The 22,869-nt window shown below is 58.8% G+C and carries 22 protein-coding genes and 1 pseudogene; 12 read left to right on the plus strand and 11 right to left on the minus strand.

Annotated elements, in window-relative coordinates; genetic code table 11:
• Window positions 1-335: 335 nt before the first annotated feature.
• The 4 genes from GA0061103_RS22845 to GA0061103_RS22860 all read right to left on the minus strand — a co-directional run bounded on the left by GA0061103_RS22845 (window position 336) and on the right by GA0061103_RS22860 (window position 3,761).
• Window positions 336-941, minus strand: a complete 606-nt coding sequence (locus GA0061103_RS22845; RefSeq protein ID WP_092715259.1) for a transglutaminase-like cysteine peptidase — start codon at window positions 939-941, stop codon at window positions 336-338.
• A gap of 392 nt (window positions 942-1,333) precedes the next feature.
• Window positions 1,334-2,296, minus strand: coding sequence for a prolyl aminopeptidase (gene pip / locus GA0061103_RS22850; protein WP_092715260.1), 963 nt, complete (start codon window positions 2,294-2,296; stop codon window positions 1,334-1,336).
• A 72-nt stretch (window positions 2,297-2,368) separates the two neighbouring features.
• Window positions 2,369-2,998: a PilZ domain-containing protein gene (locus GA0061103_RS22855; RefSeq protein WP_092715262.1), complete on the minus strand. Its 630-nt coding sequence runs from the start codon at window positions 2,996-2,998 to the stop codon at window positions 2,369-2,371.
• Window positions 2,999-3,080: 82 nt separating this feature from the next.
• Window positions 3,081-3,761, minus strand: coding sequence for a PAS domain-containing protein (locus GA0061103_RS22860; RefSeq protein ID WP_092715264.1), 681 nt, complete (start codon window positions 3,759-3,761; stop codon window positions 3,081-3,083).
• A gap of 300 nt (window positions 3,762-4,061) precedes the next feature.
• On the opposite strand from GA0061103_RS22860, the gene GA0061103_RS22865 reads away from it, so the two are divergent.
• Entirely contained in the window at window positions 4,062-4,832 is a 771-nt protein-coding gene (locus GA0061103_RS22865; RefSeq protein ID WP_092715266.1) for a rhomboid family intramembrane serine protease, read from the plus strand.
• 164 nt (window positions 4,833-4,996) lie between these two features.
• Entirely contained in the window at window positions 4,997-5,431 is a 435-nt protein-coding gene (locus tag GA0061103_RS22870) for a CBS domain-containing protein (protein ID WP_092715268.1), read from the plus strand.
• Between the two features lie 224 nt (window positions 5,432-5,655).
• On the opposite strand, the gene GA0061103_RS22875 is transcribed toward GA0061103_RS22870, so the two are convergent.
• From GA0061103_RS22875 to folE, 3 genes are all read right to left on the minus strand, one after another.
• The gene (locus tag GA0061103_RS22875) at window positions 5,656-6,615 is read right to left on the minus strand and encodes a patatin-like phospholipase family protein (RefSeq protein ID WP_092715270.1); all 960 of its coding nucleotides are present in this window, start codon (window positions 6,613-6,615) and stop codon (window positions 5,656-5,658) included.
• Window positions 6,616-6,723: 108 nt separating this feature from the next.
• Complete coding sequence (gene hisI, locus GA0061103_RS22880) at window positions 6,724-7,173, minus strand: phosphoribosyl-AMP cyclohydrolase (RefSeq protein ID WP_092715272.1); 450 nt, start codon at window positions 7,171-7,173, stop codon at window positions 6,724-6,726.
• 25 nt (window positions 7,174-7,198) lie between these two features.
• On the minus strand, window positions 7,199-7,810 hold the full coding sequence (gene folE / locus GA0061103_RS22885) for a GTP cyclohydrolase I FolE (protein WP_075856928.1): 612 nt from the start codon (window positions 7,808-7,810) through the stop codon (window positions 7,199-7,201).
• A gap of 404 nt (window positions 7,811-8,214) precedes the next feature.
• On the opposite strand from folE, the gene GA0061103_RS22890 reads away from it, so the two are divergent.
• The 5 genes from GA0061103_RS22890 to GA0061103_RS22910 all read left to right on the plus strand — a co-directional run bounded on the left by GA0061103_RS22890 (window position 8,215) and on the right by GA0061103_RS22910 (window position 12,746).
• Window positions 8,215-8,676, plus strand: coding sequence for an iron-sulfur cluster assembly scaffold protein (locus tag GA0061103_RS22890; protein ID WP_092715274.1), 462 nt, complete (start codon window positions 8,215-8,217; stop codon window positions 8,674-8,676).
• Between the two features lie 15 nt (window positions 8,677-8,691).
• Complete coding sequence (gene yidD, locus GA0061103_RS22895) at window positions 8,692-9,114, plus strand: membrane protein insertion efficiency factor YidD (RefSeq protein WP_092715276.1); 423 nt, start codon at window positions 8,692-8,694, stop codon at window positions 9,112-9,114.
• A 4-nt stretch (window positions 9,115-9,118) separates the two neighbouring features.
• Window positions 9,119-9,646: a DUF1697 domain-containing protein gene (locus GA0061103_RS22900; protein WP_092715278.1), complete on the plus strand. Its 528-nt coding sequence runs from the start codon at window positions 9,119-9,121 to the stop codon at window positions 9,644-9,646.
• Window positions 9,647-9,774: 128 nt separating this feature from the next.
• Window positions 9,775-11,763: a threonine--tRNA ligase gene (gene thrS, locus GA0061103_RS22905; RefSeq protein WP_092715279.1), complete on the plus strand. Its 1,989-nt coding sequence runs from the start codon at window positions 9,775-9,777 to the stop codon at window positions 11,761-11,763.
• 143 nt (window positions 11,764-11,906) lie between these two features.
• Window positions 11,907-12,746: a lysophospholipid acyltransferase family protein gene (locus GA0061103_RS22910; RefSeq protein ID WP_092715281.1), complete on the plus strand. Its 840-nt coding sequence runs from the start codon at window positions 11,907-11,909 to the stop codon at window positions 12,744-12,746.
• A gap of 83 nt (window positions 12,747-12,829) precedes the next feature.
• Here GA0061103_RS22910 and GA0061103_RS22915 read toward each other — a convergent pair whose 3' ends face one another.
• Window positions 12,830-13,900, minus strand: a complete 1,071-nt coding sequence (locus GA0061103_RS22915; RefSeq protein ID WP_092715859.1) for a hypothetical protein — start codon at window positions 13,898-13,900, stop codon at window positions 12,830-12,832.
• Window positions 13,901-14,053: 153 nt separating this feature from the next.
• On the opposite strand from GA0061103_RS22915, the gene GA0061103_RS22920 reads away from it, so the two are divergent.
• The 4 genes and pseudogenes from GA0061103_RS22920 (at window position 14,054) to GA0061103_RS22935 (ending at window position 17,015) form a co-directional block, all read left to right on the plus strand.
• On the plus strand, window positions 14,054-14,641 hold the full coding sequence (locus tag GA0061103_RS22920; RefSeq protein WP_092715283.1) for a nitroreductase family protein: 588 nt from the start codon (window positions 14,054-14,056) through the stop codon (window positions 14,639-14,641).
• Window positions 14,641-15,245 (plus strand): annotated as a pseudogene (locus GA0061103_RS22925) (flavin reductase family protein). Before GA0061103_RS22920 ends, GA0061103_RS22925 begins: the two are co-directional and overlap by 1 nt.
• Window positions 15,246-15,358: 113 nt before the next feature.
• Entirely contained in the window at window positions 15,359-16,513 is a 1,155-nt protein-coding gene (locus GA0061103_RS22930; protein ID WP_092715285.1) for a DUF2336 domain-containing protein, read from the plus strand.
• Between the two features lie 34 nt (window positions 16,514-16,547).
• Window positions 16,548-17,015, plus strand: a complete 468-nt coding sequence (locus GA0061103_RS22935) for a GNAT family N-acetyltransferase (RefSeq protein ID WP_208603557.1) — start codon at window positions 16,548-16,550, stop codon at window positions 17,013-17,015.
• Window positions 17,016-17,019: 4 nt separating this feature from the next.
• Here the strand turns inward: GA0061103_RS22935 and GA0061103_RS22940 are convergent, their stop codons facing one another.
• From GA0061103_RS22940 to parE, 3 genes are all read right to left on the minus strand, one after another.
• Window positions 17,020-18,198, minus strand: coding sequence for an AI-2E family transporter (locus GA0061103_RS22940; protein WP_092715287.1), 1,179 nt, complete (start codon window positions 18,196-18,198; stop codon window positions 17,020-17,022).
• Between the two features lie 127 nt (window positions 18,199-18,325).
• The gene (locus GA0061103_RS22945) at window positions 18,326-19,456 is read right to left on the minus strand and encodes an esterase-like activity of phytase family protein (protein WP_092715289.1); all 1,131 of its coding nucleotides are present in this window, start codon (window positions 19,454-19,456) and stop codon (window positions 18,326-18,328) included.
• Between the two features lie 153 nt (window positions 19,457-19,609).
• Window positions 19,610-21,673 carry a DNA topoisomerase IV subunit B gene (parE, locus tag GA0061103_RS22950; protein WP_092715290.1) on the minus strand — a complete coding sequence of 688 codons (2,064 nt, stop codon included), beginning with the start codon at window positions 21,671-21,673 and terminating at the stop codon, window positions 19,610-19,612.
• A 205-nt stretch (window positions 21,674-21,878) separates the two neighbouring features.
• Here parE and GA0061103_RS22955 point away from each other — a divergent pair, with 205 nt between their 5' ends.
• Window positions 21,879-22,775, plus strand: a complete 897-nt coding sequence (locus GA0061103_RS22955) for an alpha/beta hydrolase family protein (RefSeq protein ID WP_092715292.1) — start codon at window positions 21,879-21,881, stop codon at window positions 22,773-22,775.
• The last annotated feature ends 94 nt before the right edge of the window (window positions 22,776-22,869 follow it).

The raw sequence follows: 22,869 nt of genomic DNA on the forward strand, positions 1-22,869 counted from the left end.
CTCTTGCCTTCATTTCCTTCCGCTCCGGTCGCCATCATCGATGGCAAAGCCTCGCGGCGTCTGACTTTTTTGAGTCTCGTCGGAAATGATGATTGGCGCCACGATAGTTAACCGACAGTTAAATATGCATCGCAAGCCATGCTAATGGCACACTTAAATTCTCGGGATATTTTCAGCGCCTGCCTTGAGGCCAGTCACCAAATGAAAAAGAGCCGTTCCCCGGGACAGTGGGAACGGCTCAGAGGCACCGGCCTGGACAGAAATCAGGGGACGAGACCGGGCCTCTGACTTTGACCATCGACGCTAGGTCGCCGATGATCCTGTGTGGAAAACGCTTATTTCAAGCTGCCGACCGCGACGGCGCGGCCATCCTGAATCTTGACCCAGCGGGCCGGATGGTCGGCGGACTGGCGCTTGAGGAAGGTATATTCGGTCTCGGACCAGAGCTTCACCTTGTTGCGCATGTTATCGAGAATGAAATCGCCACGATCCGTGCGTACCGTCAGCACGGCATGACCTTCGCCGTTCGGCTGCAGCACGACGGTCATAAGCAGATCGGAAGGCGAGAAGCCGGCATCGATGAGCTGCTTGCGCTTCAGCAGCGCAAAATCTTCGCAGTCGCCGGCGGTGGTCGGGATCGCCCACTTCTCTTCGACGCCGTAGAGTTCCATATCGGTCATCGGCTTGATGGTCGTGTTGACCGTGTAATTGATCTTCAGGATCGTCTTCCAGCTATCCTGGTTAAGGATCATCGGGCCTGCGTCACCGCCGGAATAAGCGCATTCCCGCGGATTTTCCTTGCAGAACTCATAGTGACCGATCGGAGGGGCGGCGTCGCCGGTGATCGTCATGTTGGCGGGTGCTGCCTGAGCAAGACCGAAGAAGCCAAGAGTGGAAAGCGCCAGAGCGGCAAAGCCGCGAAGTACGATTTGAAAGTTCATGTCCCTGTCCCTGTTTTTATTGGGATCAGAATGACACGCGTGATTTTACCTGACGCAAAATTGCACAGTCAAATTAATGGCTTAGTTGAATCAAATCTGGAGAAAATTCTCATAAAACACGCAGAAAACTTGATTCAAGTTCGCGGCAAATTCGATTAAAATTTGAGGAATATCAGTATGGAATGCTGCGATGCAGGAATTTGATATCCGGCTGTTTCGCAACGGTTTTCAACAATGAGGATCGTTAACGTCCGGGCACAGATCTGGGCAGCAACCGTATCGTATTGATACAGAACACGCCTGGCGATGAGCCTGCCAAGTGCTGGAAATGACCGCAAGAACCTGAACCTGTCCCATTTTGGGAAAGCCGGCTCAAAAAATATTTTTGATTTTTATTGCTTGAAATCGCGGCATAGCCCGTCGGTTGCGCGGATGATCGCGGCAGCCATCTCCGCGACCGCCGGCGAGTGGGCCGCGTTCGCGACGACCACCAGTTCCGCCCGTGGCCATGCTTGCGACAATTCCCACGCGGTTACCAGCGGCGCCTCGAGATCCATGCGGCCCTGGATCATCGTACAGGGGATACCGGCGAGCCGGTGGATATCGCGCAGGATCTGCCGCTCCTCGAGCCAGCCCAGATGGTGGAAGTAGTGCGTGATGATCCGGGCACGGGCCGTCAGATAGCGAGGATCGGACCACCGGGACGGCAGAGTCTCGCGCGGATCGATCAGGATCGAGGCGCCTTCCCATTCGTGCCAGTCTCTGGCAGCTCTCACATGGATTGCGGGATCTGGATCAAGCAGAAGGCGATAATAGGCAGCGACGAGATCGCCATCGCGATCCTCTTCAGGCACGGCAGCCCGAAAACGTGCCCATTGCTCCGGAAAGAAACGACCGAGACCTTGATAGAGCCAATCGATTTCCGATTGTCTCGTCATGGTGATACCGACGAGGAGCAAGCTTTCCACTCGTTGCGGATGAGTTTCGGCATAGGCGAGCGCAAGCGTGCAGCCCCAGGAGTTGCCGAATATGATCCAGCTTTCAATACCGAGGCGCCACCGCAATTGCTCGATATCAGCAATCGTGTGCCATGTCGTGTTGGCCGAGAGATCGATCGCCGGTTCCGACGCGTGCGGAAGGCTACCGCCGCAGCCGCGCTGGTCGAACTGAATGATCCGATAATAGTGCGGATCGAAATAACGGCGCGTTCCAGCGGAGCTTCCTGATCCCGGGCCGCCGTGCAGGATAAGGACAGGCACACCCTCCGGGTTGCCCGATTGCATCCAGTAAACCCTGTGGCCGTCACCGACCTCAAGCAGGCCTTCGTCAAAAGGAATTGTGTGCGGGTAAAGCATTGTGCCGTCACGCGTTGAGGAGAAGACAGGCGTCGCTATTTCGCGATGCCGCGTGACAGGAGGATGACAATATCAGAGAAATTCGCGCAAGGTCTCGCGCGATTGCAGCGAAAGGAATTCGATCGCCACGCCTTCAATGAAGTGGCGGACGACGCGGCCACGCATATTGCCGAGGCGCACCGGCGTCCCGATCGTGGGGCGTATTTCGACATCGACCGCTGCGCCCGAGAGCGAGAGGTCCATGATGCGGCAGACATATCGCGTACCGTCGTCGAGCGTGAGCTCGCTGCGGGTGTTGCGCGGCGTCAGGCGATCATGGCGGCGATCTTCCGGCAGGCCGAGTTCGTGCTTGTTGGCAAGCCAGGTCAATTGGGCAGCAAGCTTTTCGCGTTTCCGCTCGGTCGCATTGATCGACATGGTGAACCCGCGGCCATCGACGGCAACGACATTGCCTTCGACACGGCCAAGGTGATCGATATAGGCGATGACGCGCTCGTCGGCGCGCGGACGTCCCAGGCAGGTGACATGAAGGTCCCCCGGCGACATCTCGGTGACCAGGCACTCGAATTCCTCGTAGTTAGCCAGCATCAGGCGACCTTGCATATTGATCGGAACCCGTTGAAAGGTCCGCTGATCATTGCGAACAGCATTGCCTGTCATTTGGTTGGGCCGTGTCGCATGGGCCGGCTGGAATGAGTGCATGAAGCGTCTTGAACCCTATTGCGTCTCGTCCAACTATTAGCCGCAACTCCTTAAAGTAAGGTTGTCTTTCCCAAGGCATGACTTAGAGATGATCGTCGATTTTGTTCCGAGCTGGGTCAATTCCGGCTCTCTCGCGCCCATTTTTTGCTTGAATTAACTTTCGACGCATCCATTCGCCCAGGCTGGCGCTTCCCTGATGCGGCAGAAGATCTGTCGGATCGGGATGGGGCGGCGTATCCGCGAGGCGGGCAGGGCGGTCGCGAAGCAGGCGGCTGCGGTCCAGCGCCAGAAATTCCAGGCGCTCGTTGCCGAGCCATGTCGCGTAAACGGTAGGCGTCAGACAGCCGAGCAGTCTGTCGCAGGTGTCGCTCGATGTGCGAACCGGCAGCAATATCAGCTCGAAGGTCATGCTGCGGCCGCTGATGCAATAACCCGTCGCATGGATCGATGCGGGAACCACGTGCCTCATCACGCCGGCGGCGATGTGCACCGGATCGTCCTGCTGACTGCCTGCCCAGAGCGCTGCGAAATTCTCGCCGCGAATCTCGCGCCCCATGAGGTTGCAGATCGCTGTGCCGGCCAGCCGGAAGCGTGGATTGTCGTCTGCCGTGTTTTCCAGGATGAACAGCTCGGGAAGAATATGGCCGATCGCCGATGGCTGTATCAAATTGCGCAAGGGGGCATCCGCGTTGCCGCGTATGTGCTCCCAATAGGTAAATATATCGATGCTCGTCTTTTGGCGCATAATGCGTCCGTGTCCCATTTCATTTCAAATACAAAGGCATTCATTGCCTTCGACTCCAACCTTGCGAATTCCATGCCAGAACCGGGTCGTTAGGGTTAACAAGGAGTTTCGGTTGCTCCGCCGGCTGGTCGGTGTAAGGCTTTGTTCATCACTTCACCAAGTGACCTTCAGCACGAATTTCCCGGGCGCCGGACGGACCATCGAGGTCCAATCCGGAGAGGAGCATCCCGGCACGCCGCCCCATACTGCGGGGCGGCTTTTTTTTTGATTTTCGCTGCGCTATGTGTCGAAGACCTCTATTGATAAGCCGAGCAAGACATGGACGATGAACAGCTGCCGCGCCCAGAGCCGGAAAATCCGCGGCCGCAGCAGCATGTGCCCGCCTTCAACCTGCCTCCTGCGATTCTGGCGAGCCTTGCTGTCCTGATCGTCATCTTCGCGGTCATGAACCTGCCATGGTGGTCGGACGATACGCTGAACTGGATTTATTTCGCCTTCAGCTTCATCCCCGCCCGCTATGCCTTTCCCTTGTCGCAGCAGGGACTGGAATGGCTTTGGACGCCGGTCACCTATTCGCTGCTGCATGGCGGGATCGAGCATATCGTCTTCAACAGCCTCTGGCTGATGGTCTTTGCCGCGCCCGTGGCGCGACGCATCGGTGCCCTGCGCTATGTGATTTTCTGGATTTTCTCGTCCGCCGCTTCCGCCTTCCTGCATGCGGCGCTCTATTGGGGAGACCAGACGCTTTTGATCGGGGCATCCGGCGTCGTCTCGGCGCTGATGGGGGCGGCTTGCCGCTTTGCGTTTCCGGCCATGGACGGTCGCAGGGTTTCCATGCGGCAGGCGCATCTCAACCCGCGCCTCAGCATTTTGGAGTCGCTTCGAAGCCGCACCGTGGTCGCTTATATCGTCATGTGGGTCGCCGGTAATGCACTCGTCGCCTTCGGCATCAACCTTGCGGGCGACAGCTCGCAGCCGGTGGCCTGGGATGCTCATATCGGCGGTTTCCTGTTCGGATTCCTGCTTTTTGCACCCTTCGACCGGCAGCCGCCCGTGGAAGCTCAGGAAGCTTTACCACTCGATGAATGAGCTGTTGCTTTCTTACTGACACAGGCGCACCATTGCTATCCGTCGATCGTGGGATGAGGAGATCGACCGACCGACGGGCAAAGCGCCGGTTTGAGCTCCGGGGTAATTTCGGAACATATCGGACGCTTCAAGTGTTCATCATGCTTTCGAGATGGGAGGATCGAATGTCAGTTTCCGTAAAGGCCATACTTGAAGCCAAGGGCCGCGACGTCGTGACGACGGGCGGTAATACGACCGTTGCCGAGGCCGCGAAGATTCTCAACGAGAATCGCATCGGTGCCATCGTGGTGGTCGGACCGGGCGGCAAGATTTCCGGCATCTTCACCGAGCGGGATGTCGTCAATGCAGTTGCCAAGCATGGGCAGGAATGCCTCGACAAGCCGATTGCATCGATGATGACGGCCAAGGTGCACCGCTGCAAGGAAGATACGACGACCGACGAATTGATGGAGCTGATGACGATGCGCCGCTTCCGTCACGTTCCTGTCGAGGAGAAGGGCAAGCTTTCCGGCATCATCTCAATCGGCGACGTCGTCAAATGGCGCATCCGCGAGATCGAGATCGAGGCCGAGCAGATCAAAGCCTATATCGCCGGATAAGGGTGGTTACGCACTCTCGAAGCAATCGACCCGAGCTCAAAGCAAAGCGGCGCCGATTGTGCGGCGTTAGAGCGATACCAGGAAAAGTGCGTAGCGGTTTTCCGTCCGGAATTGCGTGAAAACAAAGAGATAGAGCGGTTCGGAGATTCCGTGAAAAGTTGAACCGCTCTAGCAGCGCCTCTTCTCGGCGCAGGGGTCTACATGAGCTGTCAGTTTTTCACAGTTTAACGCGCGTAGGCTTCTTGCATGCGCCGGATTTCGGTCAATCTTGCCGATGCCTCTTCGTAGCCGCGCTCTATTGCTTCGCCAGCACGATGAAATTCCGAAAGGCCGATATCGCTGAGGCGCGGATGCAGCCCCAGATCGGGCGGGTCGCCGGCAAGGCGCGCACGCGCAATTCTATCCTGTATTATGTTGAAAGCCTGTACCATGACACCCGTCATGCCGAGTTTCATGGCGGGCGCATCTTCGCGGCGAAGCAGATCGCCGTTGGGCGAGCCGACATTGTGTTTGACTACCGCGGACCGGCCATAGAGATCGTAGTGCAGGTTTACCGCAACCACCAAAGGCTGTTCATAAGTTCGGCAGACCGAAACCGGCACCGGATTGACCAAGGCGCCATCGACCAGCGTACGGCCGTTGGAGCGCACCGGCTCGAAGATGCCGGGCAGGGCATATGATGCCCGCAGCGCAGTGATGAGAGAGCCGTTGGCAATCCAGACTTCATGGCCTGTGTTCAACTCCGACGCGACCGCGACGAAGGGACGGTCGAGATCTTCGATGGAAAATCCTTCCAGATGCTCCTGCATACGCTTGGTGAGTCGCATGCCGCCGAACAATCCGCTTCCGCCGATGGTGAGGTCGAGCAGGCTGGCGATGCGTCTCATGGTCAACGAACGCGCAAAAGCTTCGAGTTCGTCCAGCTTGCCCGCAAGATAGCAGCCACCGACGAGGGCACCGATCGACGTGCCGGCAATCATGCCGACTGCGATGCCGGCTTCATCGAGCGCGCGCAAAACACCGATATGCGCCCAGCCACGCGCAGCGCCACCGCCGAGCGCCAAGGCAATCTTCACTTTTTTAGGAGGGGCAGGAGGGAGAAGCGGGGTAGACGTATCCTGCGTAAGGCCTGAACCGGTCGAGCTCTGTCCGCCGATGTGACGATTCAACCCCCAATTCAGCATTTTTACGCCTCCTCCGAGGCTCCGTGTGCCTCGGCTAAAATACTGTCCCTTTTTCGTTTCCAAATCGTATACTGATTGTGGCTTGTTGAAACACCATCACCGATAGGTCTACTGCTTGTAGACTTCTTCCGGATTGAAATGCAGGTGATCGTCGACCACGCTCAGCACCGGCTTCCCATCTTCGAGCTCAACCGTGCGATAGAAGCAGGAACGGCGGCCAGTATGGCACGTCGCATCATGTCCGGCGACCTCCACTTTCAGCCAGATTGCATCCTGATCGCAATCCGTTCGGATTTCCTTCACCGTCTGAAGGTTTCCGGAGGTTTCGCCCTTTTTCCAGATTTTCCCGCGCGAGCGGCTGAAATAGTGCGCCGTGCCGGTCTTGATCGTCAGCGCGAGCGCCTCGGCATTCATATGCGCGACCATCAGCAATTCGCCATCATGCGCATCCGTCACGATCGCGGTGATCAAGCCGCGATCGTCGAAACGGGGCGTGAAGTCGCCTGCATCCTCCAGCTCGGATTTATCTTCGGAAGAAGCATTGAAAATCAGGTTCATTTCCGGCTCTTTCGTTGAAGCCCGGTCAGCGACCCCGGACCAAGGACATGAAACGGGCCTGCTCGGCTGGATCGGCCTTGAAGGCACCCGTGAAGGTCATCGTCAGCGTCGAGGAACCCTGCTTCTTTATGCCGCGCATGGACATGCACATATGTTCGGCATCGATCATCACGGCAACGCCACGCGGACGCAGCGACTCGTCGATCGCATTGGCGATCTGGGCCGTCATGGCTTCCTGCGTCTGCAGGCGGCGCGCAAAAATATCGACGACACGGGCGATTTTCGACAGGCCAAGCACACGACCGCTCGGCAGATAGGCGACATGCGCCTTGCCGATGATCGGCACCATATGATGTTCGCAATGCGAGTAGAACGGGACGTCCCGCTCAAGAACGATGTCGTCGTAGCCCGAGACTTCTTCGAAAGTGCGGCCGAGCACATCCTCGGGATTCAGCTCGTAGCCGCCGAACAGCTCGCGATAGGCCTTGGCAACGCGCGCAGGCGTATCGAGCAGGCCTTCGCGACGCGGATCATCGCCGGCCCAGCGAAGGAGAACGCGGATTGCGTCTTCAGCTTCCTGCTGCGACGGGCGTTCGGAATCAGTGACTTGCGGAAAGTTCTTTACAATGGCGTCCATTACCTGTGGTTCTCCTGATCCGCTATGCGGATATCATCTTGTCGGACTCGCCACTGGCATTCCCCGAGGTACGGAGATTTTGTACCTTTGGCGGGCTCCGGGGCGTTCTGGCTGGCGGACAAGCCTGCCGTCCTGCACGGTTTCCCATCAAACTTACAGAAGACCATTGCATTTCGATGGTCTTCGAACGACATACATATAGTATGGCATTGTCCCTGTGAAAGTGTCCTAAACGGACACGCTGTGTTTTTTGTTACGAAACACTAGAGCCGGATGATTTAGGTTTGTTCGACCTAAAATCTAAATCCGCTCTAGAGTCAAATATGTAGAGCATGATGTCGTCCGAAAACCGCCTACACTTTTCGGCATCATGCTCTAGCGGGTGCATCGGAGCAAAATCTGTTATGGACGACATCTACAACAGCAAAATCCTAGAGTTTGCCGGCAATATCGGCCGCATCGGCAGTCTTTCTGACGCCGATGCCAGCGCCCAGGCCCATTCCAGACTGTGCGGTTCTCGCGTAAAAATCTGGCTGAAAATGGACGGCGATGTGGTGACCGATTTTGCCCATGACGTCAAGGCCTGTGCGCTCGGCCAGGCGTCATCCTCGATCATGGCGCGTCATGTCGTCGGCGCCAGTGCGGATGAGGTGCGCAAGGCCCGCGAGGACATGCTCGCCATGCTCAAGGCCGACGGCGAGGGACCAGACGGCCGCTTCGAGGACATGCGCTATCTGAAGCCGGTCAGAGATTACAAGGCCCGTCACGCTTCGACCATGCTGACATTCGATGCCGTTGTCGATGCGATCGGGCAGATCGAGGCGGCGCGGACGGGCGGAATCGCCAAGACTGCGGAAGCTGTTTGATCGGGGCTTCGCGCGATGTGCCAATTCTGTCTCATGCAGGACGACGATGAAGATGAGGGTGGTGCCGCTCCCCCAAGGCACGCTCGTCGAGACATATCACCGTCCGGCGACAAGCCGGCCAGATCGCGCAATTATTCCGGCCCGTTCCGCAAGACGCCGGACCGGCTTTTGGGCATGGGTCTTATTCGCCTCTATCAACTGACGCTCTCCGGATTCATCGGCAATTCCTGCCGCCATATCCCGACCTGCTCGGAATATGGCTATGAGGCTGTTGCCCGCCACGGACTTTGGGCTGGCGGCTGGATGACGCTCTTCCGCGTCGCGCGCTGCGGACCGGGAGGGACGAGCGGGCTCGATCCGGTGCCCGGCGATCTGGAGCGCCGCTATCACTGGTGGACGCCCTGGCGCTATTTCCGTCTTGGGCAAAAGGCTGCCTGACCGCATGACCATTTACGTGGCGCTGCTTCACAGCATCGTGCTCGGCGCCGGCAGCAGGGTGGTGATGAGCGATCTGAAGGCGATGGCGGAACGACTTGGCTTTCGCAATCCCCGTACGCTCGTTGCGACTGGTAATCTGGTTTTCGAGAGCAGGAAGCAGTCAATCGCGTCTATCGAAGCGAAACTCGAGGCCGGTTTTGCCGCGGCTTTCGGCAAGCATGTCGATATCATCGTCCGCGATGCCGATACATGGTTGAGGCTTGCCGACGGCAATCCCTTTCTCGACGGGATCGGCAGCGAGGTCATCGTCCGGGTGATGCGGCAGCCGCTCGAACCCGAAGTGCTGGATACGCTTGCGAAATACCGCCAAGCCGAGCGCCTGGCCGTTGTCGCGGGCGATCTATGGATCGATTTTGGCCTCAAGGCCAGCGAGACGAAAATGTTGCCGGCTTTGACGACAAAGCGGCTCGGCATCGGAACGATGCGGAACTGGAACACCGTGCGTGGTTTAGCTGAGATGATCGGCCGCTAACGCCGCTTTTCCTTTACTAGAATACGAAATACAGCTATCAGGCGCGCGGACATAAGTAAGCATTTACTTAGTCCGTAACTTTCGAAACCACCCGCATTCGTTGGCGGGACTGGACAAGGAGAATATAGATGTCCCAATCCGTTTCCCTGACATTTCCCGATGATTCCGTGCGCAGCTTCGCTGCCGGCACGACCGGGCGCGATGTCGCCGAATCCATTTCCAAGTCGCTGGCCAAGAAGGCCGTCGCCATTGCCATCGACGGCACCGTGCGCGACCTTTCCGATCCCGTAACCGATGGCAGGATCGAGATCATTACCCGCTCGGACGACCGCGCGCTGGAACTGATCCGCCATGACACCGCACACGTTCTCGCCGAAGCCGTTCAGGAGCTCTGGCCGGGAACGCAGGTGACGATCGGCCCGGTCATCGAAAATGGCTTCTACTACGACTTTGCCAAGAACGAGCCCTTCACGCCCGATGATCTTCCGGTCATCGAGAAGCGGATGCGCGAGATCATTCAGCGCAACAAGCCGTTCACCAAGCAGATCTGGTCGCGCGAAAAGGCCAAGGAAGTCTTCGCTTCCAAGGGCGAGCGTTACAAGGTTGAACTGGTCGATGCGATCCCCGAGGGTCAGGATCTGAAGATCTATTACCAGGGCGATTGGTTCGATCTCTGCCGTGGTCCCCACATGGCTTCAACTGGCCAGATCGGCAACGCCTTCAAGCTGATGAAGGTTGCCGGTGCCTATTGGCGTGGTGACAGCAACAATCCGATGCTGACCCGCATCTACGGAACGGCGTTTGCCGAACAGGCCGACCTCGACAACTACCTGCATATTCTTGCCGAAGCCGAAAAGCGCGATCATCGCCGTCTCGGCCGCGAGATGGACCTGTTCCATTTCCAGGAAGAAGGCCCAGGCGTCGTCTTCTGGCACGGCAAGGGCTGGCGCATGTTCCAGACGCTGGTGTCCTATATGCGCCGGCGGCTGCAGGGCGACTATCAGGAAGTCAATGCGCCGCAGGTGCTCGACAAGTCGCTTTGGGAGACTTCTGGTCACTGGGGCTGGTACCGCGACAACATGTTCAAGGTCACCGTTGCCGGTGACGATACCGACGACGATCGCGTCTTCGCGCTGAAGCCGATGAACTGCCCGGGCCACATCCAGATCTTCAAACATGGCTTGAAGTCTTACCGCGAACTACCGATCCGCCTTGCGGAATTCGGCGCCGTGCATCGCTACGAGCCTTCGGGCGCGTTGCATGGCCTGATGCGCGTACGCGGCTTCACGCAGGACGATGCACACATCTTCTGCACCGATGAGCAGATGGCTGCCGAGTGCCTGAAGATCAACGATCTCATCCTGTCTGTTTATGAGGACTTCGGCTTCAAGGAGATCGTCGTCAAGCTCTCAACCCGCCCGGACAAGCGCGTCGGTTCGGACGAGCTATGGGATCGCGCCGAAAGCGTGATGATGGACGTGCTGAAAACGATCGAAGCTCAGTCCGAAGGACGCATCAAGACCGGCATTCTGCCGGGCGAGGGTGCGTTCTACGGTCCGAAGTTCGAATATACGCTCAAGGACGCCATCGGCCGCGAATGGCAGTGCGGCACGACGCAGGTCGATTTCAACCTGCCGGAGCGTTTCGGTGCATTCTACATCGACCAGCACTCCGAAAAGACGCAGCCTGTCATGATCCATCGCGCCATCTGCGGCTCGATGGAGCGCTTCCTTGGCATCCTGATCGAGAACTTCGCCGGCCATATGCCGCTCTGGGTCTCGCCTCTGCAGGTGGTCGTGGCAACCATTACCTCTGAAGCTGATGCCTACGGCGAAGAAGTTGCGGAAGCCCTGCGCGATGCCGGCCTCGATGTCGAGACCGACTTCCGCAACGAGAAGATCAACTACAAAATCCGCGAGCACTCGGTGACGAAGGTTCCGGTGATCATCGTCTGCGGCAAGAAGGAAGCCGAAGAGCGTTCGGTCAACATCCGCCGCCTCGGCAGCCAGGCGCAGACATCGATGTCGCTCGACGAGGCGATCGCATCGCTTGCTCTCGAAGCGACGCCGCCGGATGTTCTGCGCAAGCGGGAAGCAAGACGCGTCAAGGCCGCTTGACGGCCCTTATATCTGGCGGCACCTTCAGGGTGCCGTCAGAGAACTGACATACAGCTTTCATATAGTTGATGAATCAACGCGTTGCTGTGGCTGCAGCATGGGACGCAACTGAACCATAGGAGCGGGGCAGCCCCGTCGCGCACTTGGAATTCAAAGAATTATCCTACGCCAACGAGCGGGACACGCGGATCAAGCGCTGGTTTATCCGCTCCATCGAAGGCCTTTCCGGCCGAGACCGTTACGCCCGGCTCTACGATATCTGGCGCACCGATATCGTCGGCAAGAGCGAGCGGGTTTTCGGCAAGATGCTCGATCTCATCGATGTACGCCTGCTCATCAAGGGCGAGTGGCCGCCGAACCAGATCCCCGAAGCGCCGATCGTCATCGTCGCCAATCACCCCTATGGTATCGGCGACGGGATCGCGGTTTTGGCGCTTGCCGAACAATTGGGGCGCCCCTTCAAGGTCCTCATCAACAATGAGTTGCTGAAAGTGCCCGAGATGCACGACTATTCGCTGCCGGTTTCCTTCGAGGAAACCAAGGAAGCGATGGCGATCAACATGAAGACCCGGCACGAGGCCGTTCGCCTGCTCAAGGAAGGCACGACCATCATCGTCTTTCCAGCCGGTGGCGTCGCAACCGCCAGGAAAGGTTTCGGCCGGGCAGAGGATCTGCCCTGGAAGATATTCCCGGCAAAACTCATTCAAGCGGCACGCGCGAGCGTCCTTCCCATCTATTTCGAGGGACAGAACGGCCGGCTGTTCCATCTGGCGAGCCGCATCTCGATGACTTTGCGCATCTCACTGCTGATCCGCGAATTCCGCCGTCTCTCCGGCAGCACCATCACTGCCCATATCGGCGCTCTCCGAAGCTGGGAGGCGCTGAGCGAAGGCAGCGATCGCAAGGACCTGCTGACGAAGCTCTATGGGGCTGTCTTTTCCATGGCACCCCCTAGAAAGGTGCTGCGGCGCAGGGCTGGATGAGCGGAAAGAATACCGATCTTTCTCCCACTGAGCGGTGACTGCTGAGATAGCTGCAGCCGGCGACCAAACCCGGGTCTCTGCCGTCAATCCATGCTATCGCCGTCGTCGCCGCCAGCGGCAGGCGCCAATTGTTCATAGGTGGGCAGCGGCTGCTGGTTGGTCGTTGCCGGTGGCGTCTGGCTCTGGCGCATTGGCGGCATCTGGATCGGCAGCTGTCGGGCCGACTGTTCGGTATCGGCATCCTGCGGCTGCTGCTGTTTCATCAGCACTTCCACATCCGTATTCATGCCGGCGGCGACCGTGAAATCACGCTGATAGATCTTGTCCTTGTTGCGGGCGACGGCCGTATAGCGGCCTTCTGCAAGCACCATGGTCGGAAAGGCGCTGACGCTTTCCCCGACGATATCGCCCGCAGATGTCAGGATCGACCAGGCAGTATCAGCTATCGCCTCGCCGCCGGCATCCGAGACCAGCTTGAACGTGATCTTTGCCGCCCTGTGTTGAATGGTCGCCTCAGTCACCTTGCCGGCTTCCACTTGGATGTCGGCACGGATGACAGCATTGACCTCGCCATATTCGGAAACGACATGATAGGTGCCGGCGCTGAGGCCAACCAGAGTGTTCGGCTTGACGTCGTCCATGACAAGACCGCGTTCGCCGTCCTCCTTGGCTTCGCTCGAGTAGATCGAGAAGCTCAGCTCGTTCGGAGGAATGCGGACATCGGGGCCGGATACGGCGTTCAAGACCATGCCACCGGCATCGAGAACCATCGTCTGCTTCTGGGTGTCGCCGCTTTCAGGCACGCTCAGCCGCTTGGTAACGCCAGCGCGGCCGAAAGAGACATTGACGAAATAGTCGCCCGGCAAAAGGTGGAAGGAGGCCGAGCCTCCGCGCGAACTGGCGACCAGCGGCAGTTTGCCGTCGGCCCCCGCTATCGGGCTGAAGACATACCAGGCAAGGCCTTGCTGCTGCGGGCCGCTCTGAGGCGTGAGCTTGGCTTCCAGGGAAACGTCACGCAATGCGCGCGCAGGCGAATTCTCGCCATTCGGCGCTACGAAAGCATTGAGCTTCGGCATCTTGACGCTGCCGTCGAGCTGCTTGAACTCCTTGAAGGCATCCTGTGCCGAGACGGCGGTGCTCATGCTCGCAAGCATCGCGAAAACCGCGCTCAATCGGCGAGCGGATGAAATGCCTGACATGGATACCAACCGATTGACTTCCGATAAAACACACGCCACTTCAAAACCAATGCGGTGGCAAATTCAAGACCTCATCATACCACAAGCCAAAATGAAGGCAGTTCCTCAATGAAAACCGATATCAAGCTGGTCGACTATCTCGCGGTGCGCCGATCCATCCCTGCGTTCCAGATGTCGGAACCGGGACCAGGCAAGGCCGAAATCGAGGAGATTCTCCGGCTGGCCTCGCGCGTACCGGACCATGGCAAGCTCGCTCCCTGGCGCTTCATCGTCTATCGTGGCGAGGAACGTGCGCGTATCGGCGAGGAGCTGTTGAAACTGGCGCTGGAAGCCAAGCCGGACCTTTCCGATGAGATGATTCAGGTCGAGAGGACCCGCTTCACCCGCGCTCCGGTCGTCATCGCCGTCGTCAGCAAGGCGGCGCCGCATTTCAAGATTCCGGAGTGGGAGCAGCTGATGTCGGCCGGTGCGCTGTGCATGAACCTGCTAATTTCCGCCAATGCCCATGGCTGGGTTTCCAATTGGCTAACCGAGTGGTTCGCCTTCGACGAGCGCGCCTATCCGTTGCTCGGCGTCAAGCCGGACGAAAAGGTGGCTGGCTTCATCCACATCGGCTCGACAAGCTTCCCGCCGGTCGAACGCCCACGCCCGGAACTTGCCGAAACGGTAACATGGGTCGGCGGCGAGGACGCATAATGTTTTATACGACGGACACCAATCGTCATGGTTTGGCGCACGATCCTTTCAAGGCGATCGTGGCGCCGCGGCCGATCGGCTGGATCGGCAGCAAGGGCAGGGACGGTTCGCTGAACCTGTCCCCCTATTCCTTTTTCAACGCCGTCAGCGACCGGCCGAAACTGGTGATGTTTTCTTCCGCCGGCAGAAAGGACAGCGTGCGCAATGTCGAGGAAACCGGCGTCTTTACCGCCAATCTCGTCAGTCGCCATATCGTTGAGAAGATGAACCATTCATCGATTGCCGTCCCCTATGGCATCAACGAATTCGAGCTTGCCGGACTGACGGCAAAGCCGGGAGAACTGGTCGACGCGCCCTATGTCGCCGAGGCTTTTGCCGTGCTCGAATGCCGGGTGACTGAAATTCTGCAGCCCAAGGGTCTCGATGGTGAGGCATCGGAAAACATCATGGTGATCGGCCAGGTCGTCGGCATCCATATCGACGAGACGATCATTCGCGACGGCAGGCTGGACATGGCGCTGGCGCGTCCAGTCGCGCGCATGGGAATATGGATTATAGCGAGGGCAGCGACGTCTTCGAGATGATCAGGCCAAAGGCGCCCTGATGGGCGCCGTTCGTGCCGATAGGCGAAAGGTTAATAAGCAAGGTAAACGTCCCGTAAACCTTTGCCCGATAACGTGAAGCATATGAATTTGCGGGGCAAGAATCGCCTCGTCGATATCGGGGCGTTACGTGATCATAGAAGCATTCCTTCGCTGGGCTGAAACGGCCAAGGCAGAAAGCAGAACCCGGGCCGCCAACGCGCTCGGCAGGGCCTATCTGCAGTCGGAGATGCCAAAAGAAGAGCGTGACGCCGCCGAGATGGCGATGACATACCTGCTGGACGATCCATCTCCCCGCGTGCGGCTGGCGCTTGCTGAAGCCGTCGCCCATTCGGCTGGCGCGCCGCGCAATGTCATTCTGTCCCTTGCCCACGATCAGCCTGAAATTGCAGGGCAGATCATCCTGTTTTCGCCCGTGTTCACTGATGCCGATCTCGTCGATCTTGCATTGCATGGCAGCGATGTGGCACGGATTCTCATCGCCTCCCGCGGGCAGGTGCCGCGTGCAGTCTGTGCCGCACTTGCCGAGATCGGCGGAGAAGCCGAAATTCTGTGTCTGTTGGAAAATGACGGTGCATTGCTTTCACAGGCTTCGCTCAAACGCATCGCCGAGCGCATGGGTGATTGCGCCGAGATACGCGGGCTGCTTCTTTGCCGCGATATGCTGTCTTCCGACATCAGGCATCTGCTGATGCGTCAGGTCAGCGACGCGCTTTCGGAATCGGCGCTCGTCCAGAACTTTGTCGGCAGCTCCAGGCTGCAGCAGGTGACACGTGAGGCGACTGAATCCGCAACCGTTACGATTGCGGGAACGGCGCAGCACGAGCAATTGCCGGATTTGGTCGAGCATCTCAGGCGGAGCGGCTGGCTGACGCCTGCATTCCTGATGCATGCGCTGTGCTCCGGCAAGGTCGATTTCTTCGCCTGCGCGATCACCAATCTTTCCGGCTGCGACGAACGGCGCGTGCGCTCCATCATCTCCAGGGGCCGCGTCTACGCCATTCGCGCGCTCTACGAAAGCGCTGGACTGCCACGGGATATCAGCACCATCTTCGTCGAGGCGACGATGATATGGCGTGAATCTTCCCGCAAGAACGGCAGTGCAATGCTGGAAGATGTCTCTTTGCGCCTGCTGCGCAAGTTCCGCCTCGCGGAGCCAGCTCCCGCCGCTGCGACACAGCTCCTCGACATGGTGGAGAAGCTTGCGAATGCCGAACGGCGGCAGGCAGCACGGAGTTTCGCCGCACTGGCGACGCTCGCTGCCGCGTGATATCCAGCAGGCGTTCTATTGTCCGAGGTTTATCTTGTCACTGACGATTGCTGTCGAACCCCCGCGTCAGGAGGGCGTCATTCGCCTTCTCGACATGTCGAGCGCCTATGTGGAATCGCTCTATCCGCCTGAAAGCAACCATATCCTTGATCTGTCTTCGCTGGAGAAGGCGGAGGTGACCTTCTGGGTTGCCAGGGTAGGGGGTGCGATCGTCGGATGTTGCGCCTTGGTGGAAGCCGGCGATGGTACCGCGGAGATCAAGCGCATGTTCGTCGATCCGGCTGCCAGGGGCCGCAGTGTCGCACGCAAGCTCATGGAGACGCTCGAAGCGGCGGCGCTCGAAAGAGGCCTTTCGGCAGTCCGATTGGAGACCGGCATATATCAGCCGGAAGCGATCGGCCTATACCGGAAATTCGGATATCTCGAAATTCCCGCATTCGGCAGCTACCAGCCGGACCCGCTCAGCCTGTTCATGGAAAAACGGTTGGAACAAACCGGCTGAGCAATCAGCCTTCGGCAGCATCCCGAACATGCAGTTGCAGCTCGGGTTCCTGCGCCTGCTGTTCCTCGGTCAATTCGGCCTCGCGAATCCATTCGCGCCAGATGGCGACGATGATCGCCATCAGGACCGGACCGATGAAGAGCCCCAGGAACCCCATGGTCTTCACGCCGCCCACCAGGCCGAAGAAGGTGGGAAGGAACGGCAGTTTGATCGGCCCGCCGACAAGCTTGGGGCGAAGCGTCTTGTCGACAATGAAAAGCTCGATCGTGCCCCAGAGGAAGAGAGCGATACCCGCCCAAAGCGAGCCGCTGGCGACAAGATAGATCGACACAAGCGACATCGACAGCGGAGCGCCACCGGGCACGAGAGCCATGACGCCAGTCAGCACGCCGAGCGTGATTGCGGACGGAGCACCGGCGATCCAATAGGCCACACCAAGAACGATGCCTTCGCCAATGGCGATCAGCGTCATGCCCATGACGGTGGAACTGATCGTCGCCGGTACGACCCGCGAAATCCGCTCCCAGCGATTTGGGAGAATCTTCTCGCCGAGCAAATCGACCTGGCGAACGAAGGTCGCGCCGTCGCGATAGATGAAGAACAGCGCAATCAGCATGAAGAGCAAGGTCAGCACGACGTGGAAAGCACCACCGCCGGCTGCAAGCACCGCTCTATAGATATTGCCGATATGGGCGCCGCTTACGAGTTGTGCCAACTCGCCAAGCGAGCCCGGGCTGCCGACATATTGCGTCCACTGCTCGCCGAGCCAGGCGCCGACGACTGGCAAGGCCAGAATCCATTGCGGCGGCGGCGCCCCCTCGCGGTTCACATGGATCGCCCAGCTGAACCACTCGCGCACCTCGCCAGCCATATAGATGGCGGATAGGACGATGGGCAGGACGAGGAAGGTGACGATGAATGCGATGGCGATGGTGGCGGCAAGCGTCGTATTGCCGCCGGTACGGCGCACGATATCGCTATAGAGCGGCCAGGTGGCAAAGCCGATCACCGCTGCGGCCAGGACCGGAACGAGAAAGCCGTAAAAGAAATAAATGCCGGCGATGGCAATCAGAATCAGCAGCCAACGCGCCGCGGAAATGGATGGGATCAAAGGCATGCGCGCATGCGCGCTTGGCCCCAGCCACCGATGCTCCCTCGGCTTATGACGTTCAAATACACCCACCGGTCTTACTTCGCCCCTCTTTACTAGATCATCCGGTTATGGGGTATGATCTAGGCCGTTTCAAGAGCAACGGCTTTAAAGCCTCTTTATTATGCGGCCATGACATTAGCACGACTGGAGCGAGATATCAGGAGGGGCGCCTGATCACCTTGAACGCGAAAAACTGCGTCTTCTGTGCCGGATTGAAATTATTGTCGGCAACCAGGATCAGCAGATCGGTGCCGTCCTTCGCCTTGCCGAAGGTAATGCCTTCGATATTGTCGGGGGCAAGGCCGAGAGCACGCAGATCCATGATCTGCGTTTTGCGCACCGGCACAACGCGCTGATCGGTCTTCGCAAGCGACGGAATATTGGCGACGTCGGTGGCACCATCGACGTCGACCATATTGATGACCACCGAATTGCCGATGCCTTGCGCAAAGCCTCGCTCGATCGACAGAAGATGACGATCATCGAGTGCCATGATCTCGGACAGGCCGAAGTCATTCCAACCGTTTGCCATGGGCGGCGCCTGCGGAATGGGCGGGATCGGATAGACATATTGCGCTTTCTGCTGGCCGGTCGTCCCGTCATAGCGGATGAGACGTGCAAGTGCACCATTTGTCAGCGTCGTGATGGGGCCGTCCTGATAAAGCGCCGATTCCGTGCCGACGAGAACGTCTCCGTCTGCGAGGAGCGTAATGCCCTCGAAGGCGAGATTATCGCGGATACCCGCGCTCTTGTCCGCGGTCGGCGCAAAACCGTCAGGCAATGAGAACTCGCGAAGGAAGCTGCCGTCACGATTGGCGACGCGCACGAAGGGCGGCAACAGCGCCTTGCCGTCGCCTTCGCTGGTCCAATAGATACCGTCCTTGCCCAGACGAATGGACTCGCCATCCACTTTCTTGATGGCAAAAGGCTGGCCATCCTTGTCCTTCAGCGTGACGTGATCGACAACCGCGACACCCTTCAGGCCGTTTGCATCGACATCGATGTCGAGATCGTAGAACCGGGCCGGTGCCTTTTCGGAGCGGTCGTCGCTAATGGCGATATAGCGGCCGGTCGAGGGATCGAAATCGATGCCCGAGAGGCCGCCGACTTCAACGCCGTTTTCCATAAAGCCGGTCGGAATATCGTAATTGCCGAGATAGGAGAGGCTGATCCCGGCCTTGCAGTCGCCGAAGGGGCAGGGGACGTCGATGGCCGTTCCGATATCCAGCGCATAGGCGGAATGGCCAAAGAGGAGAACGGCAGCAGTCGTCAGAAATGGCTTCAACATGGCGAAATCGTCAACCCGAATGGTAAAATGGCGGCATCTAAGGCAATGCCGTCATCTACACATTCATCCATGACGCCTTCGTAACGAATATCCGACAATCCGATAAAATATCGCGAGATCGGCCGAGCGCGGCAATCGGCGGTTGGTCTGACGTCAGATATCGAGATCCTCGGCGAAGGCGGCCCGCTCCTGAATGAAGCGGAAGCGGGCATCGGCCTTGGTTCCCATCAGGTTGTCGACGGCATCGCGCGTTCCCTCGAAATCCACTTCGTCGATCTCGACGCGCAGCAGCGTGCGCTTGGAGGGGTCCATCGTCGTTTCCTTGAGCTGGGCCGGCAACATTTCGCCCAGACCTTTGAAGCGGCTGATCTCGACCTTGCCTTTGCCTTTGAATTCCGTCGACATCAGCTCCAGCCGGTGGGCGTCATCACGGGCATAGATGGATTTCGAGCCCTGGGTGATCTTGTAGAGCGGCGGGACGGCCAGGAATAGATGACCCTGGCGGATCAGCTCCGGCATCTCCTGATAGAAGAAGGTGATCAGCAGCGAGGCAATGTGGGCGCCGTCGACGTCGGCATCGGTCATGACGACGATGCGCTGATAGCGGAGATCTTCTTCGCGGTATTTCGTGCGGGTGCCGCAGCCGAGCGCCTGGACGAGATCGGTGATCTGCTGGTTGGCCGACAGTTTTTCGCGACCGGCGCTGGCGACGTTCAGGATCTTGCCGCGCAGTGGCAGGATCGCCTGGTTCGTACGGTTGCGCGCCTGCTTGGCCGAGCCACCTGCCGAATCGCCCTCGACAAGGAATAGTTCGGCACCTTCTGCCGCACTCTGCGAACAATCCGCCAGCTTGCCCGGCAGGCGCAGCTTGCGCACGGCGGTCTTCCGGTTGACTTCCTTTTCCTTGCGACGGCGCATGCGCTCTTCCGAGCGCTCTATCACCCAATCCAGCAGCTTCTCGGCCTCGGCCGGATTGTCGGTAAGATAATGATCGAAAGGATCGCGTAGGGCATTTTCGACGAGGCGCTGGGCTTCGACCGTTGCAAGCTTGTCCTTCGTCTGGCCGACGAACTCAGGTTCGCGGATGAAGATAGACAACATGCCGACACCCGAAATCATCACATCGTCGGTGGTGATATTGGCCGCGCGCTTGTTCTGGGTGAGGTCGGCGTAGTTCTTCAGACCCTTGGTCAGCGCAATGCGGAAACCGGCTTCATGCGTGCCGCCCTCGGGCGTCGGGATCGTGTTGCAGTAGGAGTGGATCTGCGGGTCGCCGCCGTACCAGGTGATCGCCCATTCGAGCGAACCGTGGCCGCTCTCCTTTTCCGACTTGCCGGCAAAGATCTCGCGGGTAACGGTGAACTCATTGCCCATCGTTGCCTTGAGATAATCCTTCAGGCCGCCCGGGAAATGGAAGACCGCCTTTTCCGGAACGTCGGCGCCTTCCGGCGCCAGCTCTGGATCACAGCTCCAGCGGATTTCAACGCCGCCGAACAGATAGGCCTTGGAACGGGCCATGCGGAAGACGCGGGCGGGATCGAAGCGGGCGTGATCGCCGAATATTTGCGGATCGGGATGGAAGCGGACGCGCGTGCCGCGGCGATTATGCACATCGCCCAGTTCTTCGATGCCACCGACCGGCAGGCCGCGTGAGAAGCGCTGGCGATAGAGCTTGCGGTTGCGGGCGACCTCGACTTCCAGATCATCCGACAGCGCATTGACGACGGACACGCCGACGCCATGCAGACCGCCAGAGGTCTCATAGGCCTTGCCGTCGAACTTACCGCCGGCATGGAGCTTGGTCATGATGACTTCGAGCGTCGACTTGCCAGGCACCTGCGGATGGTTTTCCACAGGGATGCCACGGCCGTTGTCCGTGACGGTCAGGTAACCATCGCGATCGAGATAGACCTCGATGAAATTGGCGTGGCCGGCCACCGCCTCGTCCATGGAGTTGTCGATGACTTCGGCGAAAAGGTGGTGCAGCGCCTTCTCGTCGGTGCCGCCGATATACATGCCGGGGCGCATGCGGACGGGCTCGAGCCCCTCGAGAACGCGGATGGAGCTTGCGCCATATTCCTCCGACGACGAAGTCGCCGGAGCCGCGCGCTGTGCGGGCGCAGGGGCTGGCTTTTCCGGCTTTGCGGCCGGCTTTTCCGCTGCTTCCGGTTTCGGCGAGCGGGGGAGGCCGGAGAAGAGATCGTTGCTGTTATCCATAGAATTTCAAGCTGCTCAGATTTGTTCTGGTGGGGCCAGACCCCTTTATTATCGCATTTGTCGCCGGTATTCGCGAATCACCGTGATTCTGCCAGAAACGGCGCACAAGAGCGATGGCACCCCGAGACGGGGCGGATTTATGAAGAGATTTGCGTTGCCGGGTGACGAATGGCAAGCCCAGTGGCCGATCGGAGGAAGTATACGCATGCGAATGTCCACAGCTCATTTGCCTATCCTGTCCGCAATCTCGGCCATTTTGCTACTGGCGACGGGGCAGACCGCCTCGGCAGATATGTTGAAGCCGTTCAAGGACGAGCTGTTTTCCAATCAGACGGTCATCGAAAGCCACGACAACGGCGCGTTTCAGACGATCGATTACCAGGAAATGCGGGATATCAACGGCCGCGACCAGATCCCGGAAAAGCGCGTCAAGCCGGCCTATGTCGATACCGCTGTGCGCTGGAAAGCCCAGGACGACGAAACTCTGCAACTGGGCGACCGCAAGGTGGATGTCACCCGCATAGGCCCGGCATCGAAGCAGGCATTTACCGTCATCTTCATCCATGGCCGCGGCGGCGACCGCAGGCTTGGTTCCAACGACTATACGTTCGGCGGCAATTTCAACCGGCTGAAAAACCTCGCCTACCGCAATGGCGGCACCTATTACGCGCCGAGCGTCAAAGGCTTCGATAGCAACGGTGTTGCCGATATCGCGGCGCTGATCCGCTACTCTTATGAGCAGTCGGGCGGCAAGCCCGTCATCCTGACCTGCGCCTCCATGGGCAGCTTCATCTGCTGGGGCATTACCCGCGATGCCGAGAGCGTCAAGCGCCTGAAGGGCATGGCGATCCTGAGCGGCGTCACCGATCTGGATTTCACCAAGAGCGCTTTCTACAAGGCAAAGCTGCCGCTCTGGTTCACGCATGGCAGCAAGGATCCGGTCTATGCGGCTGCGGACCAGCAGGCCCTGTTTGAGAAGCTTTACAAAGCGCATTATCCGACACGCTTTACGCTTTTCGAGACCGGCAATCATGGAACGCCGGTGCGCATGACCGATTGGCGCAAAGTGCTCAACTGGATCGTTGATCCGCAAGCGTCATAAACGCTCGCGCAATCCGACTTATTTTCCGGATAAGCATTTTTCAAACGATTTGAGCCCGTTTCGGCCGCATTCGATAACTTTCCTTTCCCTTTCC

It is taken from the genome of Martinezella multihospitum, assembly GCF_900094585.1.
Lineage (GTDB): Bacteria > Pseudomonadota > Alphaproteobacteria > Rhizobiales > Rhizobiaceae > Rhizobium > Rhizobium multihospitium.